22 protein-coding genes are annotated in these 25,725 nt (G+C 38.0%); 10 read left to right on the top strand and 12 right to left on the bottom strand.

Going from position 1 to position 25,725, the window contains the following annotated elements:
* Window positions 1–11 precede the first annotated feature (11 nt).
* The 3 genes from EHQ24_RS02965 to odhB are packed head-to-tail and all read right to left on the bottom strand — an operon-like array spanning window position 12 to window position 5,460.
* Window positions 12–2,780, bottom strand: a complete 2,769-nt coding sequence (locus EHQ24_RS02965; protein WP_135600201.1) for a 2-oxoglutarate dehydrogenase E1 component — start codon at window positions 2,778–2,780, stop codon at window positions 12–14.
* Window positions 2,781–2,814: 34 nt separating this feature from the next.
* Window positions 2,815–4,221, bottom strand: a complete 1,407-nt coding sequence (gene lpdA, locus EHQ24_RS02970; protein ID WP_135600202.1) for a dihydrolipoyl dehydrogenase — start codon at window positions 4,219–4,221, stop codon at window positions 2,815–2,817.
* Window positions 4,222–4,227: 6 nt separating this feature from the next.
* Window positions 4,228–5,460, bottom strand: a complete 1,233-nt coding sequence (odhB, locus tag EHQ24_RS02975; RefSeq protein ID WP_135600203.1) for a 2-oxoglutarate dehydrogenase complex dihydrolipoyllysine-residue succinyltransferase — start codon at window positions 5,458–5,460, stop codon at window positions 4,228–4,230.
* Window positions 5,461–5,617: 157 nt separating this feature from the next.
* Between odhB and EHQ24_RS02980 the strand changes: the two genes are divergently transcribed.
* The 4 genes from EHQ24_RS02980 to EHQ24_RS02995 all read left to right on the top strand — a co-directional run bounded on the left by EHQ24_RS02980 (window position 5,618) and on the right by EHQ24_RS02995 (window position 8,313).
* Window positions 5,618–6,151 carry a gamma carbonic anhydrase family protein gene (locus tag EHQ24_RS02980; protein WP_135600245.1) on the top strand — a complete coding sequence of 178 codons (534 nt, stop codon included), beginning with the start codon at window positions 5,618–5,620 and terminating at the stop codon, window positions 6,149–6,151.
* A 323-nt stretch (window positions 6,152–6,474) separates the two neighbouring features.
* Window positions 6,475–6,798 (top strand): hypothetical protein, encoded by a 324-nt coding sequence (locus tag EHQ24_RS02985; RefSeq protein ID WP_135600204.1) that lies wholly within the window; start codon window positions 6,475–6,477, stop codon window positions 6,796–6,798.
* A gap of 122 nt (window positions 6,799–6,920) precedes the next feature.
* Window positions 6,921–7,616, top strand: coding sequence for a hypothetical protein (locus EHQ24_RS02990; protein WP_135600205.1), 696 nt, complete (start codon window positions 6,921–6,923; stop codon window positions 7,614–7,616).
* 121 nt (window positions 7,617–7,737) lie between these two features.
* The gene (locus EHQ24_RS02995; protein WP_135600206.1) at window positions 7,738–8,313 is read left to right on the top strand and encodes a YdeI/OmpD-associated family protein; all 576 of its coding nucleotides are present in this window, start codon (window positions 7,738–7,740) and stop codon (window positions 8,311–8,313) included.
* Window positions 8,314–8,729: 416 nt separating this feature from the next.
* Here the strand turns inward: EHQ24_RS02995 and EHQ24_RS03005 are convergent, their stop codons facing one another.
* The 3 genes from EHQ24_RS03005 to EHQ24_RS03015 all read right to left on the bottom strand — a co-directional run bounded on the left by EHQ24_RS03005 (window position 8,730) and on the right by EHQ24_RS03015 (window position 10,924).
* Window positions 8,730–9,476 carry a hypothetical protein gene (locus tag EHQ24_RS03005; RefSeq protein WP_135600208.1) on the bottom strand — a complete coding sequence of 249 codons (747 nt, stop codon included), beginning with the start codon at window positions 9,474–9,476 and terminating at the stop codon, window positions 8,730–8,732.
* Between the two features lie 102 nt (window positions 9,477–9,578).
* A complete protein-coding gene (locus EHQ24_RS03010) occupies window positions 9,579–9,854 on the bottom strand; it encodes a hypothetical protein (RefSeq protein ID WP_135600209.1) in 276 nt (91 codons plus the stop codon).
* A gap of 194 nt (window positions 9,855–10,048) precedes the next feature.
* Window positions 10,049–10,924, bottom strand: coding sequence for an SH3 domain-containing protein (locus EHQ24_RS03015; protein ID WP_135600210.1), 876 nt, complete (start codon window positions 10,922–10,924; stop codon window positions 10,049–10,051).
* 128 nt (window positions 10,925–11,052) lie between these two features.
* Between EHQ24_RS03015 and EHQ24_RS03020 the strand changes: the two genes are divergently transcribed.
* Both EHQ24_RS03020 and EHQ24_RS03025 read left to right on the top strand, forming a co-directional pair.
* Window positions 11,053–11,274: a hypothetical protein gene (locus tag EHQ24_RS03020; protein WP_135600211.1), complete on the top strand. Its 222-nt coding sequence runs from the start codon at window positions 11,053–11,055 to the stop codon at window positions 11,272–11,274.
* 304 nt (window positions 11,275–11,578) lie between these two features.
* On the top strand, window positions 11,579–13,294 hold the full coding sequence (locus EHQ24_RS03025; protein ID WP_244310279.1) for a methyl-accepting chemotaxis protein: 1,716 nt from the start codon (window positions 11,579–11,581) through the stop codon (window positions 13,292–13,294).
* Window positions 13,295–13,302: 8 nt separating this feature from the next.
* On the opposite strand, the gene EHQ24_RS03030 is transcribed toward EHQ24_RS03025, so the two are convergent.
* Window positions 13,303–15,066, bottom strand: coding sequence for a GAF domain-containing SpoIIE family protein phosphatase (locus EHQ24_RS03030; RefSeq protein WP_135600213.1), 1,764 nt, complete (start codon window positions 15,064–15,066; stop codon window positions 13,303–13,305).
* Between the two features lie 205 nt (window positions 15,067–15,271).
* Here EHQ24_RS03030 and nirK point away from each other — a divergent pair, with 205 nt between their 5' ends.
* The 4 genes from nirK (at window position 15,272) to EHQ24_RS03050 (ending at window position 19,299) form a co-directional block, all read left to right on the top strand.
* Window positions 15,272–16,672, top strand: a complete 1,401-nt coding sequence (nirK, locus tag EHQ24_RS03035; protein ID WP_135600214.1) for a copper-containing nitrite reductase — start codon at window positions 15,272–15,274, stop codon at window positions 16,670–16,672.
* A gap of 21 nt (window positions 16,673–16,693) precedes the next feature.
* On the top strand, window positions 16,694–17,434 hold the full coding sequence (locus EHQ24_RS03040) for a formylglycine-generating enzyme family protein (RefSeq protein WP_135600215.1): 741 nt from the start codon (window positions 16,694–16,696) through the stop codon (window positions 17,432–17,434).
* A 19-nt stretch (window positions 17,435–17,453) separates the two neighbouring features.
* The gene (locus tag EHQ24_RS03045) at window positions 17,454–18,068 is read left to right on the top strand and encodes an SCO family protein (protein WP_135600216.1); all 615 of its coding nucleotides are present in this window, start codon (window positions 17,454–17,456) and stop codon (window positions 18,066–18,068) included.
* Window positions 18,069–18,246: 178 nt separating this feature from the next.
* Window positions 18,247–19,299 (top strand): BPSS1187 family protein, encoded by a 1,053-nt coding sequence (locus tag EHQ24_RS03050; protein WP_135600217.1) that lies wholly within the window; start codon window positions 18,247–18,249, stop codon window positions 19,297–19,299.
* A 16-nt stretch (window positions 19,300–19,315) separates the two neighbouring features.
* On the opposite strand, the gene EHQ24_RS03055 is transcribed toward EHQ24_RS03050, so the two are convergent.
* From EHQ24_RS03055 to EHQ24_RS03075, 5 genes are read right to left on the bottom strand one after another with little or no spacing between them, the layout of a single operon-like run.
* The gene (locus EHQ24_RS03055; RefSeq protein WP_135600218.1) at window positions 19,316–20,050 is read right to left on the bottom strand and encodes an SDR family NAD(P)-dependent oxidoreductase; all 735 of its coding nucleotides are present in this window, start codon (window positions 20,048–20,050) and stop codon (window positions 19,316–19,318) included.
* Between the two features lie 45 nt (window positions 20,051–20,095).
* Complete coding sequence (locus tag EHQ24_RS03060) at window positions 20,096–21,127, bottom strand: MBL fold metallo-hydrolase (protein ID WP_135600219.1); 1,032 nt, start codon at window positions 21,125–21,127, stop codon at window positions 20,096–20,098.
* Window positions 21,128–21,138: 11 nt separating this feature from the next.
* Window positions 21,139–23,562 (bottom strand): ATP-binding protein, encoded by a 2,424-nt coding sequence (locus tag EHQ24_RS03065; protein WP_244310280.1) that lies wholly within the window; start codon window positions 23,560–23,562, stop codon window positions 21,139–21,141.
* Window positions 23,563–23,613: 51 nt separating this feature from the next.
* Complete coding sequence (locus EHQ24_RS03070; protein WP_135600220.1) at window positions 23,614–24,543, bottom strand: sigma-70 family RNA polymerase sigma factor; 930 nt, start codon at window positions 24,541–24,543, stop codon at window positions 23,614–23,616.
* Complete coding sequence (locus EHQ24_RS03075; protein ID WP_135600221.1) at window positions 24,540–25,721, bottom strand: NAD(P)/FAD-dependent oxidoreductase; 1,182 nt, start codon at window positions 25,719–25,721, stop codon at window positions 24,540–24,542. Before EHQ24_RS03075 ends, EHQ24_RS03070 begins: the two co-directional genes overlap by 4 nt.
* Window positions 25,722–25,725: the final 4 nt, after the last annotated feature.

The raw sequence follows: 25,725 nt of genomic DNA on the forward strand, positions 1-25,725 counted from the left end.
TGTTTTATCTTTTAAGACAAAGCATCCTTTACTAAATCTTCTTGTTCTTTTAAGTGTGTGACTACGTGACCACAAGCAGGACTTGGGAACTCGGAACGACCTGCGTAATGCAATCGTTTGTTTTCCGGCATCAAAGCTTCAATTCGATCCCGAACAAAGAACCAAGCCCCTTGGTTTTTCGGTTCTTCTTGTACCCATACAAATTTTTTCAATTTTCCATAACTTGTGATCATTTGTTTTATATGGTTTTCTGGGAATGGATAAAGTTGTTCGATACGAACCACTGCTACGTTTTCCAGTTTTTGCGCGTCGATGGCTTTTCGTAAGTCGTAGTAAACTTTTCCAGAACAGAAGAGTAACTTCTCCACTTTTTCCGGTTTTGCTACTGGATCAGGAAGGATCTTTCTAAAAGCACCCGTTGTGATATCTTCCAAACTAGAGGCAGCATCTTTCAAACGAAGGAGTGACTTCGGTGTCATGATGATGAGTGGTTTTCTAAAACTTTGTAAGATTTGCCGACGTAAGATATGGAAGTACTGCGCCGGTGTTGTTAGGTTTGCTACTTGGATATTGTCGAGAGCACAAAGTTGTAAGAACCTTTCAAGTCTTGCCGAAGAGTGTTCTGGACCTTGTCCTTCGTATCCATGAGGGAGTAAACAAACAAGACCAGACATTCTTTGCCATTTGATTTCCGAACTGGAAATGAACTGGTCAAAGATCACCTGTGCGTTGTTAGCAAAGTCTCCAAACTGCGCTTCCCAAATTACAAGGCTATTCGGATCTGCAAGAGAAAACCCATACTCAAATCCGAGGCAGGAATATTCAGAAAGAGAGGAGTTAACAATTTCTATCTTTGCTTGTTTGTCGCTGATATGATTGAGAAGGGTGAGTTTTTTCCCATTGGCAATATCGGAAAGAGTGGCATGCCTATGAGAGAAAGTTCCTCTTTGTGCATCTTGTCCTCCGAGTCGAATCGGAAATCCGTTTTCCAAAATGGAACCAAAGGAAAGTGATTCTGCAAATCCCCAATCAATTGGAAGTTCTCCAGCACCCATCTTTTTACGATCATCTAAAACCTTGATGTGTTTTGGATTTGCCGTATATCCTTCGGGAAGGGTTGTGACTGCTTTCACAATCCCACCTAATTGTTGTTGGAGGAGTTGAGTGTGGACATCGGAATCTAGAGGTTCTTTGGTGTATCTAGACCAAACACCGCCAAGTGTGTCTACGGTAATGCGAGTGTCTTTTTCCTTTGCTTGTTGGAAAGAGTCTTCAAGTCCTTGCGCAATTCCATCTTTAATGAATTGAATTTCTTCCTGAGTGATGTCGCCACGTTGTAATAATTTCTCTTCATAAATTTTGATGGTTTTGGGATGTTTTTTGATGATATCATACATCTGTGGTTGTGTGAAGGTTGGTTCGTCTGTTTCGTTATGTCCAAGCCTTCTGTAACAGATTAAATCGATGATCACATCTTTTTTAAACTTTTGACGGTATTCTAACGCAAGTTTTGTGACTCGGTAGGTTGCTTCCGGGTCATCTCCGTTCACATGGAAAATCGGAACTTGGAAACCTTTGGCAAGGTCTGTTGCATACAAAGTAGATCTAGATTCGCTAGGAAGAGTGGTGAATCCAATTTGGTTATTGATCACAATATGGAAAGTTCCCCCAACCGTATAACCATCTAGGTTCATCATGTTGAGAGTTTCTGCCACCACACCTTGTCCAGCAAAGGCCGCATCTCCGTGGATGGCCACAGGCATAAATTTGGAGCGGTCTACATCTTTTGCCATTTCTTGGCGTGCACGCACCGATCCAAAGATCACAGGGTCTACAGCTTCTAAGTGAGAAGGGTTGAAGGCAAGAGAGAGTTTGACTTCTTTTCCGTAATGGGTCATGACATTGTTGGAATACCCAAGATGGTATTTAACATCCGCATAACCAAGTTGGCCAGGGTTTAGTTTTTCTTCGAACTCAGCAAAGATAAGGCCAGCCGGTTTACGAATGATATTCACAAGAACATTCAAACGTCCCCTATGTGCCATACCAATCACAAGAGCATCCATTTTATGACCACCTGCTTCTTCCACAAGGGTATCAAGCATAGGGATCATGGTTTCCCCACCTTCGAGAGAAAAACGTTTTTTCCCTACGAATTTTTTAGCGAGGAAGTTTTCAAAACTATCAGCTTGGTAAAGTTTTTCAAATAAACGTAAGGCGGTTTTTTTGCTGATGGGTTCGCTGTTGGCGAGTGGTTCCATACGGTTTTGTAACCACTCTCTTTCCTCATCATTGACGAGGTAGTAGTGTTCACAACCGATGGATCCGCAGTAGGTTTTTTCAAACCAATCGATGACATCTTTTAGTTTTGCTTTCCCAAGATTGGCAATTCCAGAATCCACTTCTGTTTCTAAGTCACTTTGTTTGAGTGCGCCAATTTTGAGGTCGATGAATTCGCGGTTTGGTTTGTTGATTCCGAGTGGGTCGAGGTTTGCCGCTAAGTGACCTTGTCTTCTGTAAGCATTGAGAAGGTTGATGATCCCGAAGTCGCTGAGAGAGGAACCTTTTCTGTGTTCGGTGGAAGCATAGTTGACATATCCATTTCCGTTAAACCCATTTCCGTTGGATCCATTACTGGATACGGATGATCTTTCTAGTTCCCCAAAAAAGTCGATCCAGTCTTTGGTAAGACTTTGCGGATCTTCTTTGAATTGTTTGTAATACTCTTCCAATAATACGACGTTATCGCCGTATAAACTCATCATCTGGTCGGTTGTCATATACTCTCCCTAAAACAACAAAACAACAGTTAAATTACGAATGGATGGACCATTTCGCATCAGCATCCATCGCCGCTTCCCGAAGTACTTCGGAAAGAGTGGGGTGGGCATGTGTGGAACGAGCAATGTCTTCCGCACTGGCACCAAATTCAAAAGCAATCGCTGCTTCTGCGATCATATCGGAAGCTCTTGGTCCAACGATATAAACTCCAAGAAGTTTATCCGTTTTTTTGTCGGCAATGACTTTGACTTGTCCATCGGTTTCATTCATGGCTTTGGCACGAGCGTTGGGTTTGAACATGTACTTACCCACTTTGTATTCGATGCCTTTGGCTTTTAGTTCTTCTTCGCCGAGGCCAACCCAAGCCACTTCCGGCCAAGTGTAAACGATCCAAGGAATGGCTTTGTAATTCACATGGCCATACTTTCCACAAATGAGTTCGGCAACAGCAATCCCTTCATCTTCTGCTTTGTGAGCAAGCATAGGGCCGTCCACCACATCCCCAATGGCATAGATATTGGGAATGTTGGTTTGGAATTGATTGAGTTCTACTTTCACACGACCACGGTCTGTCATCTCGATTCCAATTTCTTTGGCACCAAGTCCATCTGTGTTCGGACGGCGACCAATGGAAACAAGAACCTTGTCTCCTTCGAGAATGGTTTTTTTGCCGTCTTTGCCTTCGATTTCTACTTCTACTTTTTTGCCTTTGACCTTCGCACCATGCACTTTGGTTTCAAAGAGAAAGTTGATCCCTTGCTGCGTGAGAAGTCTTTCCGCAAGGGAAGCCATCGCTTGGTCAGCCGTTCCGAAAAGACGCGGCATCAGTTCAACCACTGTGACTTTCGCACCAAGTCGTAACCAAACCGATCCGAGTTCGAGACCGATCACTCCGGCACCTACAATGATTAGGTGTTCGGGAACCGAATCCAAACCAATGGCGTGGTCAGAGGTAACGATATTTTTTCCATCCACAGGAAGGGGAGGGATTTCAATCGGAGTGGAACCAGTAGCAATGATGATATTCGTTCCAGAGATGGATTCTTTTTTTCCATCTTCTGCGGTGATCGAAATTTCTGTTTTAGAAACAAAACTAGCATGACCCAAGTAACGAGTGATTTTGTTTTTTTTCATCAGGTAGTCTACACCCGATGTCACTTCACTCACTACTTTGTCTTTACGAGCCATCATTTTAGCGATGTCGATTTTGACATCTTTGACGGAGATTCCGTGGTCGGCTAATTTATGTTTTGTTTTGTGGTATTCTTCAGAAGAATCGAGAAGGGCTTTGGAAGGGATACAACCTACGTTGAGACAAGTCCCACCGAGAGTTTTTCTTTTTTCAATGATGGCAACTTTTTTCCCGAGTTGGGCTGCGCGAACCGCAGCCACATACCCACCGGGACCCGCACCAATGACAATGATATCGTATTGTTCCATAAAACCTTATACCTCAAAGAGGAGTCTTGTTGGATCCTCTACCATTTCTTTGATCTTCACAAGGAACTGAACCGCTTCTTTTCCATCCACAATTCTGTGGTCATAAGAAAGAGCGAGATACATCATCGGACGAATCACAATTTGGTCATTCACAACTACCGCGCGTTTGACGATGTTATGCATTCCGAGAATTCCCGATTGTGGAGGGTTGAGGATTGGTGTCGACATCATCGATCCATACACACCGCCATTGGAAATGGAGAAAGTTCCGCCTTCCATATCTTCGAGAGAGATTTTTCCGTCTTTGACTTTACCGGCAAGTCTTGCGATCTCTTGTTCCACACCAGCAAAGCTGAGTAGGTCGGCGTTACGAACAATCGGAACCACAAGACCTTTTGGTCCACCCACAGCCACTCCGATATCATAGAAGTTTTTGTAGACGATGTCTGTTCCGCGAATTTCTGCATTGATCGCAGGATAAGCTTTGAGTGCGGCCACCACTGCTTTGGTAAAAAGAGACATGAATCCAAGACCCACACCGTGAGTTTCTTTGAACTTGTCTTTGTATTTATTTCGGAGTTCCATAATCGGAGACATATCCACTTCGTTGAACGTAGTGAGGATGGCTGCCGTATGTTGTGCGTTTACCAATCGGTTAGCGATCGTTTGACGAAGTTTCGTCATTGGAACCACAGTTTCTCTTGGGCCAGCATTTGCCGAAGCCACAACCGCTCTTGGAATTTCTGGACTTGATGACGCAGCCTTAGGAGCACCTGCAGAACTGGCGCCACCTTTTTCCATAAAGAGGATCACATCTTCTTTTGTGATTTGTCCGTTGCGACCAGTTCCTGTAATTTTGGAAACATCTAACTTATTTTCTTCGATGAGTTTGCGAGCCGCAGGAGGAAGTTCTTCGTTCACTTTGCCTGTGTTAGGTTGGGCTGCGGGAGTTTCTGCTTTAGGAGCAGGGGCAGTGGAACTTGCAGGAGCCGAAGCCACAGCACCTTCTTCAATGATTCCCATGATATCACGCACATGAACCACATCCCCCACCTTTTTGGTGATGGATTTCAAAACCCCAGAAGTGGGAGCAGGAATCTCTAATGAGACTTTGTCTGTTTCTAAAATAGCGAGCACTTCGTCTACTTTTACGGCATCGCCTTCTTTTTTGGTCCAAGCACTGATGGTCGCTTCGGTTACGGATTCCCCCATCTCGGGGACTTTGATATCTATTGCCATGAAATGTTCCTTAGCAGGTTTTTAGAGAAAAATAGCGTTTTTGAGGAGTGAGATCCCATTTGAATCTAAGACTACGGTAACTTGCGTGAAGGTAAAAACGCAAGCGGAAAAACGAAAAGACCTTGAGTTTCAGTTAGTTCCCCGATGTTTAGCAAGTATGATCCGATCTTTCCAAGGCCACACACCTTCCATCCACCCAACGGCCTGGGTGGCACCCTCCGCTGATGTACTTGGAAAAGTCACAATTGGCGAAGAGTCCTCCATTTGGTTCCAATGTGTGCTTCGTGGTGACGTAAATACCATCACCATTGGCAAACATGTGAACATCCAAGACATGACACTCGTACATGTAGCAAGAGATTTGTATCCCGTAACGATTGGGGATTATGTATCCATAGGCCACCATGCGACCATCCACGGTTGTGTTTTGCGGGATCATAGTTTTGTGGGGATGGGTGCGATGCTTATGGATGATGTGGAAATCGGGGAATGGTCTTTTGTGGGCGCCGGCTCCCTTGTCCCTCCAGGAAAAAAAATTCCCCCGGGAGTTCTCGTGATGGGAAGTCCCGCCAAAATCATCCGAGACATCACAGACAAAGACCGAGAGATCATCACTCGTACCGCAAATAACTACACCAAGTATAAAGAAAACTATCGCAGTGAAGGAATTGGGGGCACATCCCTTTCCTAACGGAAAGGGACCGGGTCATCCGCTCCAATCTTTCGCACGCGAAAGGATTTCCGCTACTACCCCTTGTGCGGGGGAGTGTTGGAAGTTACATGGTGTTATGCGAAATGTTCCAAACACCATTTCTTTTTAATTAGAAATTCATTTTACACTCTTTTAGCTAACAAACTAAGCTACCGATTCAATCGAAACTAATAAATGAAATAGAAATCTGAAAGCATTTTGGATACAGAAAAATTCCAAATTAGACAAGAAAATAATTCGAATTGCGTAAAATCGATATTAAGCTAATATTTCTTTCAAAATTTGATACCTGAATAAAAATCATGAATATTGACATTGAAATTATCAGCTCATGTGAAAAGAGACTTTATCATTGGCAAAAAGTAGAAAATGAATTTTATATAAAAGATTTAGAATCCAGGTTCCCCAAAATTCAGAAAAAAATAATCGCTGAAAAATTCGATTTCTATTTATCAATCTTCAATGAAGCAGAAAAACATTATCAATCCAATTGGACGAATGCAAGTTTGCTCGCGCAGAATATTGTTAGTTTAAGAAGTATTCTAATGAACGAAAATCGTTTTCTTTCTGAAAAGATGGCAGAAGAAATTGCTGGAAAAGTGTTATTCTGGAGAGGATTGAAGTAGAGAAATTACTTTACTCTAAAAATAGGAACACTACGCATAACAACGGGAAATACTCCGCTTCGGCAGTGTCAGGGAGACGTCGTCTCCACTCGTTTGGTATCTGTAGTTTTTGAAAATTAATTATGAAAAAGATAAACAAAGAAAAAATAGAAAATCCAAAGATTAAACAACTAGATCAAATCAAAGCGATTTTATTAAAAAGAGGGAATCCTAGATTTCAGATGTTTGTGATTCTAAGTGCCACTTTTATTTGTGCAACACTCTGTTCGATTTCATTATTAAATTTCGGAATTACAAAAATGTTCATTCGATATCCCCTTGCTATTTTGACAGGATATCTTTCCTTCTTTCTTTTTCTTAGAATTTGGGTCTTCTTTGCTTTCAAAGGCATAAATCTTCATCCGGACGAATCAATTAATATACTCAGAATTGATTCCAATAAGTTGTACGGTAATTCAGATATTAATGTATCTTCTGCTCCATATGACTTTATATTCGAACATGAACAGACTTTCCTTATGATACTTTTTCTGATTCTTGCTCTGTCAATTTTAGTTATTTTTGGTTATGTTATTTTTATTTCACCCTTATTTCTTTCTGAATTGGTTTTAGAATCTTTTGCTATGACCTTTGTATATAAAAAAATACAAAATTACCAACGAATTGGATGGTATGGCGTCGTTTTGAAAAATACAATTATGCCATTTTTAATATTACTTGCTATCTTCACTTTTATTGCTTTTATTATCCAATCTGCTCTACCGGAAATTAAGAGCATGGGTGATTTAATAAATTCTATAAACTCAAATAGTCAGTAAAATCAAAATCTACGCATAACAGTCTCCTGTAGGCATAGTCTATCGGTAACTACAAAATGCGATGTTGTGAATGTTTGATCCCTGGATAGATTTTAGAACAAAACAGGAAATTGTAATATTGATGAATCAATTGAATACGATACCAACGAAAGAATTTAAAACACAAAATAAATTTGAAGAATGGTTGGATAAAAATCATGACCGTTCTAGTGGAATTTGGTTAAAAATATTTAAAAAAGATTCGGGAATCAAAACTGTCAGTTATTCAGAAGCACTGGACGTTGCACTTTGTTATGGTTGGATCGATAGTCAAAAACAAAAGTTTGATGAAGAGTCCTGGTTACAAAAGTTTTCCCCAAGAACAACAAAAAGCATTTGGTCAAAAGTTAACATTGGACATGTAGAAAGATTAATCGACCAAGGTAAAATGAAACCTGCTGGTTTAATAGCTGTCGAAAAGGCGAAAGCAGATGGAAGATGGGATCAGGCATACGATTCACCAAGTAAAATGTCGGTGCCAGATGATTTTTTATTGGAACTTAGTAAAAACAAAAAAGCAGAAAAGTTCTTTAAGGAACTAGGCAAAACCAGTCTTTTCTCTATTGGATTTCGACTTCACACTGCAAAAAAAATAGAAACCAGAGAAAAACGTATCAAAGAAATGATTCAAAAATTGGAGAAAGGGGAAAAAATTTAACCTAATTAAATTTGAAAGTGATTACTCTATAAGATTCCATAACGATCAAAATTAATCAGAATATCATTTTGCGTGAGACCAAAAAATCCCTGAACGATTAAAAATGGAGCAGTTGGTTATTTAACATTCTCTAAATCTAACAACAACAATCGGATATTCTCTTTTGCTGCATATTCGTTTGCTCGGTTCGCTCTGTAGACTCCAATCAACGTTTCCTCCGTTGTTGCAGTTTCTATCGAGTAAATTTCTTTGTTGTATACTTGTATGTTATTCTCATTGTATAGGATGTACCTAACAGTTAGGGAATGAGTGAAGTCTATTCCAAACCAAGGATGATCCCAATTGGTGATTTCAGCTTCGAATCTCAAGTGATTAAATTGGTAAATGTTTTCATTTTTTAATTTAAAATTTTTTGTTTAAATTGCAATCCCTGCATAAAATGAAATAAACATATATTCGCTACTCGGTTTGTTTCGATCTCTTAAGATGAGTTGGTCGGTAACATAACGAGTTGGTAAACCATTATAATAACTTGGATCAAAAGTATAATGTTGGTTTGTGTTTCCGGAATTCATGACTCCATATTCGAATTCAGTTCCCAAAATAAAGTATTCGAAGATTTCTTTTCTGTATCCAACTCCCGCGGAAACAAAGTGGCGATCCGAATAAATTGTGCTTTTTGAATATGGTATTAGCTGTATGTTATTCCCTTGAAATAGTAAAAAGTTTTTCTCTTCGATTTTGAATCCTTTTTCCAGTCCTAGGTTAATACTTCCGTAAAAGTTGCCTCCAAAAAAGTATTGGGTTTTAAAAACAAAATATTCACCTTCCCTTGTTTTTTTATATTCTTGAGTCCCTGATGAATTTCTTGGCGCCGTATAAGCAAACATTCCTCTCTCTTCCTGACTTTCTCCTCGGTTATAAGAAATACCCATATATAGGTTATTGGTAAGTCCATAGAGAGCTGTAAGAGTTTTCTTCTCGGGTCTAGTTCTGAACGGGTATTCCGTGTATCTTGATAAATATACCGGAGTGATGTAGATATGGAATTTTTTTCTTTCATTGTTTGGTTCCGGGTTGGTATCCGATTCCGCTTGGATTTCAAAAGTGAAAAGCATTATGCAAAAGAATAATGCTGATGTATATTTAGTTTTTTTCTTCATTGTAAGGTTTGCCCTCTTGCGTATTTTGTTTCTTATTTGGTGACCAATATACCGATTTAATTAGCGTAACATTCTTTTAAATGGTTATAAATATGGGTATCGCTATTTTTTATATAAAGGAGTTTTGATTTTGTTAATTTCTATTCCGAGTGCAACGGCATCAAATCGATTATTTTCTCCAACTATTCCTTCGAATCCATTGAACAAATGAATATTAAAAATAGTGAAAAACTGGTCTTTGATAGTTTTGGCTATAGTGGATTTTCCTATTCCATTTTTGCCATAAATATAGTTTATTTTATTTGAAATCGTAAGTATAACGCTGTTTTCTGTGAATAATTTGGAATAACTAGATAAGTTTATTTTTAAATCGGTCACGTTCGTTTTCTCGAAAGTTTTTAAATTCCGTGTAACTCGTAATATTCGACTTCCCCACCTAATAAAGTAAACGATTATATTCGTTTTTTTGTATGGGTTTGAAGGTTTTTATCGCAATTTGTGGTTATAGAGAGCTCGGATCACTACCATTCGTTATGGGGAGGGATATTGGGCTGCCGTTAAGTAGGTTTAGGTTATTTTGAAGTTTTTAGATATTCATGGTATCTAATTTTATCGGATTCCTTCGGATTTCTATAGTGATCCATTTCTATTTGAATGTCCTCTAGAGATATTTTGATTGGGTTGTAGTAGGTTTCCCAGGGAACATTTTTTAAATTGTTGAGTGAGCTGGGTTTATTCTCTAGTTCTTTGCACCTTTTGAATGCTTCAGTTTTAGTGTATTCACTGTTTTTACTTTTATAATAACTTAAATTGTTTTCGTAACTCTCGACTAATCCAAAAACATTCTTTTTTTTGGATTCTCCTTTCCATTCGCCAATCGGGTTGAATATTCCAGTCTTTTTATTAGACATACTTATTTCCGCTTTATCAAAATGAAGATATCCAATCTCGATAAGTAGGTTTGAGGGGGAATATTCGTTACCCATAGGTTCATGAACCAAATGAATGTACAAATCCCCGATCAAATAATAAGGTAGTTCTTTGATGGATTCTGTCGGTGCGCATTTGTATTCTTCTGGAACCAATTTAATTAAATCATTTTTGTTTGTTTGATCAAAAATTAAATGTTCTACGGAAACAAAACAATTTTGGTTCTGAACCTTGATCCAAGATTCTTTTGTTAATTCTTTGATTTTTGATTTCAGTTCTAACCGAATGAGGGTCGCAAAAGGAAATTTTTGAATGATTTTAGAATTGGTGTTTGGTTCCTCTCTACATCGTAATGACGACGCAGTTGTTATCGCATTTATATGTTCTATCACATGACTATTCACGCAAATACCAATAAACATAAGTGGTATTAGAAACAAAAATAATAGATTTCTACGTGAATTTTGGATCATTGGAGGGAGTTTATCACATGTTAATGCCTTTTTTTGAAGTTTCAATTCTTTTCCTAGACTTTTTGTTCAAATTTCCTAAGCATACTCTATGTTAAAAAGAACGATTTCCCAATTTTTGATTTGTATTGGTTTCTATGGACAAAAAGATGATTCATATAATATAGAGGCAAAATTTGTATACACTCATTCGTTTTGAAAATGTAGAACTAGCACATATCCAAGTAGAGAAAGGGGGGATCAAATCTTTTCCCTGCGGTTTTGATCCTTCCAAACATACAATGGAAAAATCTTCACTAAGACTAGATCTAAAAAAAATTAGAGTGGCAGTGGCAAAATCTGCTAATGCCGATTCTGATATTTGTGGAACCTGCGTGGGAGCTTTGTATTCCAATTAACCTACAGAATTGATATTTTTAAGTGATGAATTGATGACCGAAAAAATAGAAACACTTATTCACTGTTTTGATTAAAAACGTCTGATGACTGCTTATGAATCGATAATAGATTCCTAGAATCCCCTAGCCCCTATTGACAAATATCAAGGTCAATCGGCGATAAAAAAATGACAACCTTCTTGCTACAAAATCCTCTACTCCTGCTATAGAGTATGTTAGTTGTTATTTGTTGAATGATACTAAGTTTAGGGATTGTATCGGCCCAGTTAGTATTTGATCCAATATCATGATTAGGGATATAAAATTGAAAAATGTAAAAGTGAATTTGATAGAAAATGTACTTACCGATTCGGATGTGATCATTAGTCGCACCGACGCAAAAGGCCTAATCACATATGTATCTCCCGATTTTGCAAGAATTTCAGAATATTCTGCCGAAGAAATGATTGGGAAACCGCATAACATAGTAAGGCATCCTGATATGCCCAAGATAGTATTTGAAGAACTTTGGGATTATATAAAAGCAGGACTTCCTTGGACGGGAGCCGTTAAAAACAGAGCCAAATCAGGAAATTTCTATTGGGTAGATGCAACGATCACACCAATTTTTAATGAAGAACGGAAAGTTGTAGGTTATGTTTCTGTTCGAAAAAAACTAGCAGATGACAAAAAAGAATTTTATGATAACTTATATCAAAAAATGGGGGAAAGACCATTTTTAATGAATAAAAAAGGGAAAGTGATTAAAAACGGAAGACCTGTTAAACCCTTAGATATTTTTTTTGTGTTTTTAAGTTCCTTGCCTTTTTTGGCTTTGTTTCTCTTTCATTTGCCTAAAACTCCGCTTCTCTGTGGTATTTTATTTTTTTTGCAAACATTGATTTCCTCTGCTTTCGTATTTGTTCTCTCAAAAAAAAATAGAAAGTTACAAAAAGCCACAGAATCTGTAATTTCCGTTTCTTCGGGAAGATTCCAATACCCTGATCATTTTCAAAACGATAGCCGAGACGAAGTAAAAATCATGTTACTCTCTATGAAAAGTATGAGTATCAATCTTTGGGGAATCATTTCTCAAATTCAAAAAGCAACTCATGTTTCGCTTCGCATTTCCGAAGAGTTGACAAACCTAACAAATCATTTTTTTACATCCACTCATTCGATGGCATCTGGAAGTGAAGAAGCCGCAGCTTGTATGGAAGAATTGACTTCTGCTCTTGCTAATATCAAACAAATTACAACAAACCATTCTATCATCATGTCAGATATGAAAGATTATATGAATGCGGTGAATCAAAACTTGAATGGAACACAAACTGCACTAAAGGGGCTTGGTGATTTGTCTCTTCGATCCACGGAAAAAGCTGATTTGGGCAAAAGGAAAATTTCAGATTCTTTGGAAGGGATTGATGCTATCAAACAAGTTTCAAATAAAATTTTGAATATTGTTTCTATTATCACAGAAATTGCTGATAGAACCAACTTGCTTTCGTTAAATGCTTCTATTGAAGCTGCCAGAGCAGGCCATGTGGGTGCTGGGTTTGCTATTGTAGCAAAAGAAATGATGAATTTGAATGAACAAATTGGGATTTCCGCTGAAGAAATAAAAACCTATGTAGATGAAACGATGGCAGTGATCAAAGATACTTCAACAAAAGTGAAGGATGCTTCTTTAGAAATTTTTTCTCTCTCCGATTTGTTTCATGAAATGAAAGCAATCACTAACAAAGTTTCGGCTTCTTTGTATCACGATCTTCAAGAATCCACAAGAGTTAAGTTGAAATTAGAATCGGTGGAAGAACAGGTAAGACAAATCGATCAGTCCGTTTCGGAAGCAAATCTTGCATCCAAACAAATTTCTAATATCATACTTGGTCTCTCAGAACAAGCACAAGTGATTGCTTACAAATCGGAAACTCTCCATGAAAAGAGTTCGCTCGTAGTTTCTGAGCCCAAAAAGATTATGGATTTGGTGGAACATTATCATACAGGAAATCCAGAGGTTATGGAAATTTCTTCGTAAATTTGTTTTTAAATGCGATCGACTAACAAAACTGTGACGTCATCAGCAAAATCATTTGTTCCAACATACTCTCTGGCTTCTCGGATGAGTTCGTTGGCCGAGTTTTGGGTCTCCGAAGTTTTTGACTTTTGAATTGCTTTTTGAAACAATTCTTCATCATAACGTTTGTTATGGTCTTTGGACATGTGTTCGGTAATTCCGTCTGTGTACATAACAAGTCGGTTCCCGGGAACAAAAGGAAATGTTTTTTCTTCGTAGAATAAATCAGGAATAAGACCTAAAATTTTTCCTTTAACATCCAGTTGGATCATTGGTGAGTCTTTTTTATCCAATAAAAAAGGAGCATGGTGGCCTGCATTGGCACAAAGGATGGTATTTGTTTTTAGATCAATGATCCCATAAAAGGCAGTGAGGAAATTTCCCGCTAACTTCCCATACAACATATGATTGAGTGTGGTTAAAAATAAAGAAGGACTCAGTTTGATATCCTGTTCAAAGTTTTTTAAAACCATGTGAGCCATAGCGGCAAGGACAGCAGCAGAAAGTCCGTGGCCGGAAATATCCGCAATCAAAATGGAATACTTCGAATCTTCTAGTTGGGTAACATCATAAAAATCGCCACCAACTTGTTCCAAAGGAATATGAGCCACACCAAAGAGAAGTTTGTCGGAACTAGGAAGGATTGAAGGCATGATTTTTTTCATGATATTTTTCGCACGATTTAACTCCTTTCCTGTATCTACAATCTGATGGAAGAGTTGTGCGTTTTTGATCGTACTACTGAGTCTTGCGGCAATATTTGTGAGTAAATCTAAATCCGAATGTTGGAATGCATATCCAGACATTTTGTTATTGATACTGATCACACCAAGAAGTTCATTTTGAAAAATTAAAGGTGCCGAAATTAGTGACTTGGATTCAAATTTATAAGGCGATAGTTTATTGTAACGTGGATCCAAATCTAAGTTGTGGATGAGTAGACTTTCTTTTTTTTCAGCCACCCAACCAGAAACACCCGTTCCATAAGGAACTTTGATTTGGTCATAAGCGTCTTCCGGAATTCCTTTTGCAGATAAAATACTTAATTCTTGTTTGTCGGCATTGGCAAGATAAATGGTTCCAGAGGAAGCACCTAAATATTCTAAAACTCGATTGAGAATCCATTTTCCCAGTTCGTTTAAACTTTTTTCGGAAACGGATAATCTTTCAAATTCATATAATAACGATAGTTCAAGAATTCGTTTATCCAAACTATCTTTGGTATTTGCATTTTGGATTGCCGTTGCTGCCACTTCCGATAGGGAAATTAAATATTCTAAATCCGAGTGATCAAAAATTCTGTTGTTTGTTTTGTTGATGACCTCAAGAGTTCCAATCAGTCGGTCTTCTACAAATAAAGGGACACAAATCAGCGATTTTGTTTTAAATCCAGTACGTTTGTCCATACTGTCATTGAATCTTGAGTCTTTGTAAGCATCTTCCAAGGCAATGGGTTTTTTCTCTTGGGCAACTTTTCCTACGATTCCTTCACCTAACTCTAACCTGGCGTATTCTTGGATGATTTCTCCCTTTTCACCTAAAGCCACTTCGCAGTATAAAAAATCTTCCTCTTCCAAAAGAAAAAGGGAACTAGCCTCTGCTTCTAATAAATCTTTAGAATATAACATAATCAGAGGTAGGAGCTGGTGCAAATCTAGGTTTGCATTTAGGATGGAGGAAATATGGAGTAGGCTACGAAACTTACTAAGACTTTCTTGGAGATCTAGAGACATGGGGCACCAAACCCATATTTATCCAAGATTCTCATTCGTCGATTTAGAATTTCTCTTTAGTTTTTTAAGAATTGCGAAAATGACACAAAAATTGCTTCACGATTCTTATTTTTTATGCATTTTGTATCGTTTGTCACTGATTCCCTTGATTTGTATCAATGAGAGTTTGGTACCAATTGTTTAGAATGATACCAAAGGATAGGAAATGTATATGAAACTTCCGGAATTCAAAACTTTAAAAAATTTTCTCTTTCTCGTTGCCACTTTAGGCTTTTTTACATTTTGTTCTGGGCCAAAAACGGAAGAGGCCCAACTCACCTATGCCCCCGAAGTTCCTCCACATATCGATAGGTCAAGTGAGGCCAAAGTCATTGTGAATATGGAAACCGTAGAAGTGGTGGGTAGGCTCGCGGACGGTGTGGAATACACATTTTGGACTTTTGGTGGTTCTGTTCCAGGTCCTATGATTCGTGTGCGTGAAGGTGATGAAGTTGAATTCCATTTAAAAAATCATCCCACTAGTAAAATGCCACATAACATTGATTTGCACGCAGTAACTGGCCAAGGTGGAGGAGCGGCTGCTTCTCTTACCATTCCGGGTCACGCTTCCAAATTTTCATTTAAGGCAATCAACCCTGGTTTGTATATTTATCACTGTGCGACCTCTCCAGTGGGAATGCATATCGCCAACGGGATGTATGGTTTAATTTTTGTACAACCCAAAGAGGATCTTCCCAAAGTAGACAAAGAATATTATGTGGTTCAAAGTGAATTTTATACCAAAGGAAAAAATGGGGAACCAGGACTGCAACCATTTAGCATGGAGAAGGCGATCACTGAAATTCCCGATTACGTAGTTTTTAATGGATCTGTGGGTTCGCTTGTGGAAGACAGGGCCATCACTGCCAAGGTGGGAGAAACCGTTCGACTTTTTGTCGGCAATGGAGGTCCAAACTTAGTGTCTTCCTTTCATGTCATTGGAGAAATTTTTGATCATGTTTATACAGAAGGCGGAATCCTTCCCAATCAAAAAAATGTCCAAACCACTCTCATCCCTGCCGGTGGTTCTGCTATTGTCGATTTTAAAGTAGAAGTCCCGGGTACACTTATTTTAGTGGATCATTCTATTTTTAGAACATTTAACAAAGGTTCGCTTGGAATGCTAAAAGTGGAAGGAGAACCAAATTCCACTGTATATTCCGGAAAACAGGATGACACGGTTTACCTTCCGGAAGGGCCAGCCATCCAAAGAATGGTGACCGAAGTCAAACCCAAAACCTCAGCAAAAACTCCGAAAGAAATTTTAGCAAATGGGGAAAGAGTATATAAATCAGTATGCGCTGCCTGTCATATGAAGGAAGGGCAAGGTGTGCCGGGAGTATTTCCACCTCTAGCAAAATCCGACTATCTCAATGCTGATAAATTTCGTGCCATCCAAGTATTACAAAAAGGCCTTAGTGGTCCCATCACAGTGAATGGACAAAAGTATAATAATGTAATGCCACATTTAGAACTGACAAAAGAAGAGATCGCCAGTGTGCTTAGTTATGTTTATAACAATTGGGGAAATAAGGGGATCATGGTAAGTGAGTCCGAAATAAAATAATCTTATAAGATTTATAAAATGATGAGTCGTTTGATTTTTTTATTCTGTTTTTTATCGGTTTCCGTTTCTGGCGAGATGGTAAAAATTCCTGAAGGAAAATGGAGGCCATTTCTAAAAGAATCAGAATCAAAGTTAGGTGTTACCATTCCCGTTAAAAGTTTTTATTTGGATGAGTATCCTGTTACAAATAAAGAATATTCTGAATTCATAAAGACAAATCCACAGTGGAAAAAAGGAAAGGTTTCTTCTTTATTTGCCGATGGCGGTTACTTGGGTGATTGGAAGGGAAAAACTTATGAAGAGAATCAAACAGATTCCCCTGTAACTTATGTTTCTTGGTTTACTGCCAATGCCTATTGCCAATGGAAAGGGAAGCGGTTACCTAAAGAATCGGAGTGGGAATATGTTGCGAGTATCCCACCGGCTAGTAAAAATAAAAAGGCAGTAGAAACAGTGATCCTTAACTGGTACGGGGAGGTTCGGCCAGAATTCCTTCCTAATGTTGGTAAATACAAAAATGCTTTTGGTGTGTATGACCAACATGGAATGATTTGGGAATGGGTCTTTGACTTTAATAACACTTCTGTGACAGGAGATTCCAGGCAAGATACTGATATCGAAAGTAGTTTGTTTTGCGGTGGTGGTTCCCTAAAAGCCAACGATTTTTCCAACTATGCATCTTACATGCGTTATGGATATCGTGCAGGTTTAAAGGGTTGGTATACGGCTAAATATTTAGGATTTCGATGTGCTAAGGATTAAAAATTTAGGAGAGTCTATTATGAAAAACGAATATATCTTAAGAACTTTGGTTTTATTTTTTTGTTTCTCATTTTATTCTTTTTGCGATGACCATCATTCGCATGCAGACCACCAACATGGAGAGGGGTCTATTTTGGCAGCAAGTGAGGGAGCCAAGGGAAGTCTCTTTGATTTGCCAGTCAGTTGGAAAATGGAGTCCGGCCAAACATTTTTACTCAATCAAATCCAAGGATCTCCTTTTGTGATTAGTATGTTTTATGCTTCTTGCCAATCTGTTTGTCCAAGACTTGTGGCCGATATGGAAGAGTTGGCTAAAAAAATAAAAGAAAAAACCGGAAAAGATCCACGAATGGTTCTCGTTAGTTTTGATTCCGAAAAAGACAACCCCAACATTCTAAACGAATATAAAAAGAAAATGAAACTAGGAGAAAACTGGTCTCTTCTTTCTGGTAAAGAAGAAGACGTGCGTATGTTGTCTGTAGTGCTTGGAATCAATTATAAAAAGATTTCCAATGGGGAGTTCAACCACTCAGCAGTTTATAGTTTGGTTTCAAAAGAAGGATGGGTTGTTTCTCGGGTGGAAGGAGTGGGTTCCAATACGGATTCACTCATAAACATGTATCAAAAGTTATAGATTTAAATTTACGAATTAGTTTTATATCGTTCGTTTAAGTTTTATTTTTCTTCATCTTGGTTATTCTTTCAGCAGATACGAAAAGACGAGGGAACCCTTTTCTGATTTAGAATTGATTGCATTTGTAATCATTCTATTTTATTTTAACCAATAATTTCATTTTTTTAAGGAAACTTTTTTGGATTTTTTTGTTTATAGTCGCCTTCTTCGTAGTTTCGTTATTTTATCCCTTCTTGGTACATTTCACCTTTCCTGTAAAAAAAAATCTGATGAGAAAGAAGATTTGATCCTCCTTCTTGGACTTGGATTGTATGCTAGGTCTTGTGCCGGCCAAAATAGTTTTCCCTCAAACGGTGCTGTCGGTGCGTTAACCCGATTACAAATCCAACCTTCACAAACCTCTAGTTCCATTACATCATACAATAACCCCCACCATGTTTACCCACCTCAATCAACTGTGAGTCGAAAAAATATTCTTTCAGTATTTTATCCGGGTACAGGTTCTAGCCCTTGTGAAGTTGGAGCAATTTTACAACAGGGTGCATCGCGTGGTTACCATGTCATAGGTCTGAATTATCCTAATAATGATGCTGTGAATGGTATTTGTAACCAAGGGGATGCAAGATCCGATGTTAGTTGTTTTGAAAATTTTCGGAACGAAGTAGTGACAGGTGTTGATGTTTCTCCATACATTTCTGTGGATATAAATAATTCCATTGAAGGAAGGTTAGTTTTTCTCCTTCAGTATTTAATTTCAACAAGACCCGGTGAAGGTTGGGACCAGTATATTACAGGAAACAATATCAATTGGTCTTTGGTTTATGTGGGTGGGCATTCCCAAGGAAGTGGGCATGCTGCCTACCATGGCAAAAGAAGGGCCGTGGCCCGGGTTTCCATTTATAGTGGTGTTTCCGATTATAGTTTGCAATACTCCTCAATTCCATCATGGCTCGGAGCGGCACAAACGGCACCTGCAGGATCATATTATGGACTCATCCATGAAAATGACACCATTGCCAATTTTAGTGGAAACGCAAACCAAGTAACAGATGCTTGGTTGAATCAATTGGGTATGACAGGAACTCTTACTAATACGAGTGTCGGTGCCCCTTATGCTAATAGCAAACGTTTGGTGACGAGTGCTTGTAATGGAATGGGAACGGCCGCATTACATAGTTGCCCCATGGTCAACGGATTCCAAACTGTCTGGAACTATATTAGTTTTCCTTAATCTTTTGCCGGAAGAATCAAAAGGGAGGAAGACGTTTGAATATCCATTCTGGGATCATTCTTATGATTCCCATAATCAAACGCCACGGCCAACGAATATAAACAATATCCTTTTTGTTTAGGCCTGCTTTTACAATTAGGTTGGCAGCCGTCTCTGGTTGTAAGGTGAGCCAAGGCATTAGGTTATGACCAAAAGACATTTTTGTATACACAGGACCTAGTTGGATGGTACAAACATGGACTCCCTTTTTAAAGAGTAAAGACCTAAGGCCTGAGAGGTAAGTGGTCAAACCTGCTTTGGCACTTCCATAAATATAATTCATTTGTCTTCCACGTTCCCCTGCCACAGAACTGACTGCAACTATGGTTCCGTTTTGGTTTTTTTCCATATCCAATGATATGATGTTTATGAGAGAAACAATTCCTGAATAATTGGTTTGAATCGTGGTAAGAAGTTCAGATTGGTTTTCTCTTGCTTTTGTTTGGTTTTGGTAGTATCCGGCAAGAAAAAATACTATTTCTGGTTTCGGATTGAGTGAGTCATAAAATTTTGAATGTGAAGAAAAATCAGTCACATCCAATTCATAAGTCTCTAAAGAGACAGGAAATTTTGTTTTGAGACTCGATTTAATATCATTTAACTTTTGTTTGTCTCTACCTGTTAGGGAAAGAGAAAACCCTTGTTTGGCTAGAGTTTCTGCTATATGAATTCCAATATCGGAAGTGGCTCCAATTACAAGTGCATTTTTCATTGGGGTAAACCTAAATTCTTAGGTTTTAAAAAACTAGGTTCTTTGTCACTGAAAATTCCACCAACCATCCACACTCCCCGATCCAGTAAAAGAAAAGTTTTCTCCGATTTTTGGAACTTGTAAATTGAGTTTTAATTCTTTCGAAGCAACAAGCACTCGTTTGATGGGATCGTTCCAGGGATGCATAGAGAGAATAAATTTTCCCCAATGTACAGGGACAAAAGATTTAGCTCCAATGGTTTTGGCCGCCAAAGCTGTTTCTTCCGGGCGCATGTGAATGAAGGGCCAATCATCGCCATACTGTCCACATTCTAAAAATGCTAAATCAAAAGGGCCGTATTTTTTACCAATGGATTCAAATACAGAACCATAACCGGAATCACCACCAACAAAAACTTTGTATCCACCAATTTTTAAAACATAAGAGCACCATAAACTTTTGTTCCTTAGGATCCCTCGTCCCGAAAAATGTCTAGTTGGCGTCGCAGTTACATCTAGGTCTTTCACAATCTCTTTGGATTCAAACCAATCCAACTCTACAATTTTTGATAAAGGTACTCCCCAAGAAAGTAGGTGAGCTGAAACACCTAACGGAACAATGATGGTTTTTGTTTTTGGATGTAATTTAATGACTGTTTCATAATCCAAGTGGTCATAATGATCATGTGTGATGAGTAAAATGTCCAAGTCCGGCATATCTTCTGGTAAATAAACATCCGTTCCTTCAAAGGATTGAACCGCAAAAGGAACCGGCGATGCATAACCAGAAAACACAGGATCTACCAGAATCTTTTTACCACTCGCAAGTAATAGATAGGAAGAGTGTCCAAACCAAATGTACTGAGGAATATTTGCGTCTAACAATTTTAAGTCGATTTTTGCAGAAGGAATCGGTGAAGAAGGTCGAATCGAATTTGGTTTTTGCCAATATTTGATGGCCATTTTAAAATAAGAGCTATCCGGTGCTAACATCTCGGTAGGTTCTAAATTTTTAAAACTACCTGATTGGAAATGTTCTGACCTGGAAATACGTTGGAGGATTTCGCCGTGAGGAAGTTTGCCGAAAGTTGAAGCCAAAATGAATGTCCTTATTTATTTGACGGTAATAAATCCTTTTTCGCCCATTTTCGGATCATGAAATCCAAATCTCGTAGCAGAAGTGGTTTTGTCATAAAATCATCCATACCGGCAGATAAACATCTTTGTTTTTCTTCTTCCAGGACATTGGCGGTAAGAGCGATGATGACTGGTTGTTTGGTGATGGTTTTGGATTGGCGGATACATTTTGTAACCGTAATCCCGTCCATATCAGGCATTTGGACATCCACAAACAATAAATCTGGACTTTCGGAACGTACCATGTCCAAAGTTTTTTCCCCGTTGTCTGTTTGTAAGTTGGAGTATCCCAGTTTTTTTAAGAACAAACTAGAAACTTTTTGACTGATGGGGTCATCATCGGCGACTAAAATCTTCAATGGATATTTTTCTGCTAGGAAAGAACCCTTTGTGATTTTTTGAATCGGCTCTGGTTTCTCGAATTCCTCGTTAGTGGGAATTGTTTCGGATTGGAATTGAGAGGCAAATTGAAAAACAAAATTGGATCCCCTTCCATAAACACTTTGAACGGTAATGGAACCTCCCATCTCTTCGATTAACTTTTTTGTAATTGTGAGACCAAGGCCAGTCCCTCTGGTTTTTTCAGTAAGGTGAGAATGCACTTGTGAAAATGGTTGAAAGAGGTTTACGATTCGGTCTTCCGGAATTCCTATCCCCGTATCTTTTACTGAAACTTTTAATCGAACCGAATTTTCATTTAATGGGATGGTTTCGACAAGAACTGTGACAGCCCCTTTCTCGGTAAACTTAACAGCATTACTCAGTAGATTCGTCAATATTTGTGCCAACCTTCTTTGGTCTGTTTTTAAATAAGCTGGTGGGGGATTTAGAAATTCTAATTCGATTTTAAGTTTGTTTGGATCTGCTTGTGATTTAAAAAGATTGATACAATCGTTCATAAATTTTTGGAGTGGGACTGGTTCCAAATGTAACTCAAACTGTCCTGATTCCAATTTGGATAAATCCAAAATATCATTTACGAGTAATAGAAGGTTATCTCCACTAAATTGAATTAGGTTTAAATATTCTTTTTGTTCTTCTGTTAAATTGGTTTGTTGTAGTAACTGAGCCATTCCCAAAACTCCATTCATTGGAGTCCTGATTTCATGACTCATTGTAGAAAGAAAGGTAGTTTTGAAATTTACTTTTGCCTCTGCACTTTCTTTTTCTTGTTTGAGTCTTTCCTTGTTTTTGAAATTTTCTATCATCCTATCCGCAATGAATAGAGCTTGCGAGAGGCCAAAAACTAAAAATCCATATTGTGCAAGATAGGCGGTTCCTTTTTTTGCAAATTCAGTGAGTATATCTAAAGAAAATAAAGACATCGTTGCAATCACAGAAAACAAAAACAAACGAGCACCTGGTTTTTTTAAAATTACACCATGAATGATCGGGTATAGTAATCCCAAAATGGAAATTAATGAAAAAACTAAATGGAATGCCAAAAATTTAGAAAAGGTGAGTAGATCTAATGGCAGAGCTAAAAAAAGTAAGGAAGCCACAAAGAAGTTTACACGATAAATGAGTTTATATTTTTCTTCGTTATAAATTTCTTTCACATACAATACAAAAGAAAGATACAAAAGAACAAAACTAATCCCATTGACTCGCACCATGATTTCATAAACACCCAACGGAAGGTAATTGTATATAAACCTAGTTTCGCCAATGCTTAATAAACGAAAGGCTGCTAAAAAACAAACAGAGGCGAATAGGATATGTGTTTTTTCATCTCTCCAAAAAATATATAAAACAAAATGAAAAAACGCAAGTGTGAGTAGAGATGTTAAAACAAAAATATCTCTACTAGTTGCTTCTAAAAAAGATTTATTGATTCCGGCATGGTTCCCCAGTGAATAAGGAGTTGCCACGCCGCAGATATGGTAATGAAAACAAGATATCTTTAATGAGAGTTTGATTTCTCTGTTTTTTACCTCAGGGATTGCGACCGTTTGTACATTGAGATGTGGAGTTTCTGTGGAATAACTCTCTCCAATGATTCCTGATTTGTAAATACTTTCATCTCCAACAAGGATTTCGAAAGCATTCCGAGTGACTCCATTTTGGAGGTATAGGGTTTTTGTGTTTTCTGGTATTAATATGGTGAGCGAGAATTTTGCAAACCCAGTCGGATATTTTTCAAACGAAGAGTTTGTCCAATGTCCAGGCACTACCGTAAATTCTGAGTTGTTGGAATCTTCTGCCAAATTCCAATTTTTCCAATCGATTTTCCATTCGCCATTCAGTGCCACATTCCCCATGGTTTCAAAGTCCCATCCACGGAGGTCGAGGACTCCCTTTTTGGCTAGAGGTAAGTTCTCTACTTTGTTGGATTCACAGCCAGAAAAGCTAAAAACCAATAAAACAAAAAGGAAGATGGGTTTCAATATCTTCATCGTCTATGCATATAAGACGAAATAAACGGAAGAATTCTCTACTTTATAAAATCAGGAAATCCACCGCCTTACAGAGAGAAGGGCCCATTCCCATAATTTAGGTTTCCGTAGATATCCTAATTTCAAAAGGGTTTCCTTGTTCCGAAAGGCTTTTAGTTTATCAGGATTTACTAAATTAAATATGGCATCGATTTGATTTTCTCTGGTAGTAAAAATTTGGACAACACTTGGTTCCTCTTCAGAATAACCGATGAGTGCAGGGGAACCATTGGCATAACCAAAATAGATTTCTGTGGATTTTGTTGCTTTTTGTGTTGTTCTGATGAGTAAAGATAAAACACGTCGGATTCCAGGGACAGGAATTCTCGCAGCATGAACCTTTCCCCCTCCATCAGAATAAGCAATCACGTCTTCTTTTAGTAATTTTGTCAGAGCTTTTGTGTCTTGGTTGTAACATGCAAAACTGAACTCGAGTAATAACTGAGAATGGAGTTTGGGATCTGGTTCGAATTTTTTTTTCCGAGACTGGATTGCATTGCGAGCACGATTTAAAATTTGCCTACAATTTTCAGAATTTTTCCCAACTATATTGGAAATGAATTCGTAATCAAAATCGAATAACTCTCGTAATATGAAAACTGCCCTTTCGGTTGGATTTAAAGTTTCTAAAATGACAAGGAAAGCAAAATTGATTTTTTCATCATCAAAGTCTTCTGCTGTTTCTGGAATTGGTTCTGGTAGGTAAGGCCCAATATATGTTTCTTTTTTCCTTGACGCTTTTTTTAGAAGATCAAAAGCAAGTCTCGCGGTAATACTTCCTAAATATGATTTATGGTTTTGAATATTTGTCTTTTCTATGGAGAGCCACCTAAGATAACTCTCCTGAACTATATCTTCCGCATCGACATAACTTCCTGTAATGCGGTATGCTATGGAGAAAAGATAATGTTTCCATTTTAGAAAAAATTCTAGATCATTCATTTGACCAAATCCCCAACAGGAATTGTTTCCTGAAGTAATTTGTTTTTCCCATGGATTGGATTTCCTTTAGGCCAAAAATAAAATCTAAATGGAAGTTTTTTCTCTAAAATCAGCGAAACAATCGTGAATTTACAAACCATTTCCTTTACTAGGGCTCCCCATTTTCCTTTGATGATTTGTTCTTTTGGTTTATCATTTCCTTCTGTTAATTGGATCATCCCGACTTCTCGACCAAGAGAGACACATCTTCCAAAAAACTGAAACGAAAAAGGGGATAAGTTTTTTCCTCCAATTAAATTGGCTAAGTGATCGGCAACATAGGCCCCCATTGGCAATGCGGTCACACAACCCATACGTAAAATAGAGTTTTCTAAATAAGCAGAATCGCCGGCAACAAAAACTTCCGGGAATTCAAGGGAACGTAAAAAAGCATCTACATAGATTTGATTTTGTGAATTGGTTTTGAATCCAGATTCTTTGAGTAAATTTGGACTTTGAAATCCGGTACAATTTACAATACAATCAAAGGATAATTTAGTTTTGTTTTCAAAATGAATTTCATTTTCCTCGATTCCTGCTATATTCATTTGGTCCAAAATTTGGATTTTATTTTCTACAAAAAAGTTTCTCATATAGTCTCTTCCTTGTTTAGAAAAGGAAGAAGCAAATGGATTTCTATCTACAATTGTCACTTTCGATTTCGGATAAAAGTATTTCCATTCGGTAGCCATTTCTATGCCCGTGAGTCCACTACCAACAATACAAAGGTTTTGAATTTTTGAAAGATCTCTCTTTTTTAGAAATTCAGAGACAGCTCCCTTTGATTGAATTGAATTTTCATTTGGATTCATCTGACGAATCCCTGAACTTCCTAAGGTGATGACCAAGTAGTCGTAATCAATATTTTGATTGTTTCCTTCTAGTTGTATTCGTTTTTCCTTTGGAAATATTCCTGTAACCTTTGTTTGTACGAAACTAATGTTTGTTCGTAAGAGATCACGTATGTTTCGTTCTTTCCTTTTCCCAGCAGAAGCAATTTCATGGAAACGAATTCTTTCTTGGAATCCAGAAGATTCGGAAACTAAGATGATTTCGGCATCTTTCACTTGTTTGTCTAAACGATTTGCAGCGATAATTCCTGCATACCCTGCACCGAGAATGAGTATTTTTGGTTTCATTTTC

The organism is Leptospira noumeaensis, from assembly GCF_004770765.1.
In the GTDB taxonomy this organism is placed as follows: domain Bacteria; phylum Spirochaetota; class Leptospiria; order Leptospirales; family Leptospiraceae; genus Leptospira_A; species Leptospira_A noumeaensis.

Bases quoted from the DNA above. Each gene is read 5' to 3' on its own strand.
- EHQ24_RS03045 (WP_135600216.1), top strand. From the start codon at position 17,454: ATGAAAAACGAATATATCTTAAGAACTTTGGTTTTATTTTTTTGTTTC.
- EHQ24_RS03005 (WP_135600208.1), bottom strand. From the start codon at position 9,476: ATGAAGAAAAAAACTAAATATACATCAGCATTATTCTTTTGCATAATG.
- EHQ24_RS02995 (WP_135600206.1), top strand. From the start codon at position 7,738: ATGAATCAATTGAATACGATACCAACGAAAGAATTTAAAACACAAAAT.
- EHQ24_RS03075 (WP_135600221.1), bottom strand. From the start codon at position 25,721: ATGAAACCAAAAATACTCATTCTCGGTGCAGGGTATGCAGGAATTATC.
- EHQ24_RS02965 (WP_135600201.1), bottom strand. From the start codon at position 2,780: ATGACAACCGACCAGATGATGAGTTTATACGGCGATAACGTCGTATTA.
- lpdA (WP_135600202.1), bottom strand. From the start codon at position 4,221: ATGGAACAATACGATATCATTGTCATTGGTGCGGGTCCCGGTGGGTAT.
- nirK (WP_135600214.1), top strand. From the start codon at position 15,272: ATGTATATGAAACTTCCGGAATTCAAAACTTTAAAAAATTTTCTCTTT.
- EHQ24_RS02990 (WP_135600205.1), top strand. From the start codon at position 6,921: ATGAAAAAGATAAACAAAGAAAAAATAGAAAATCCAAAGATTAAACAA.
- EHQ24_RS03040 (WP_135600215.1), top strand. From the start codon at position 16,694: ATGAGTCGTTTGATTTTTTTATTCTGTTTTTTATCGGTTTCCGTTTCT.
- EHQ24_RS03055 (WP_135600218.1), bottom strand. From the start codon at position 20,050: ATGAAAAATGCACTTGTAATTGGAGCCACTTCCGATATTGGAATTCAT.
- EHQ24_RS03065 (WP_244310280.1), bottom strand. From the start codon at position 23,562: ATGAAGATATTGAAACCCATCTTCCTTTTTGTTTTATTGGTTTTTAGC.
- odhB (WP_135600203.1), bottom strand. From the start codon at position 5,460: ATGGCAATAGATATCAAAGTCCCCGAGATGGGGGAATCCGTAACCGAA.
- EHQ24_RS02980 (WP_135600245.1), top strand. From the start codon at position 5,618: ATGATCCGATCTTTCCAAGGCCACACACCTTCCATCCACCCAACGGCC.
- EHQ24_RS03030 (WP_135600213.1), bottom strand. From the start codon at position 15,066: ATGTCTCTAGATCTCCAAGAAAGTCTTAGTAAGTTTCGTAGCCTACTC.
- EHQ24_RS02985 (WP_135600204.1), top strand. From the start codon at position 6,475: ATGAATATTGACATTGAAATTATCAGCTCATGTGAAAAGAGACTTTAT.
- EHQ24_RS03070 (WP_135600220.1), bottom strand. From the start codon at position 24,543: ATGAATGATCTAGAATTTTTTCTAAAATGGAAACATTATCTTTTCTCC.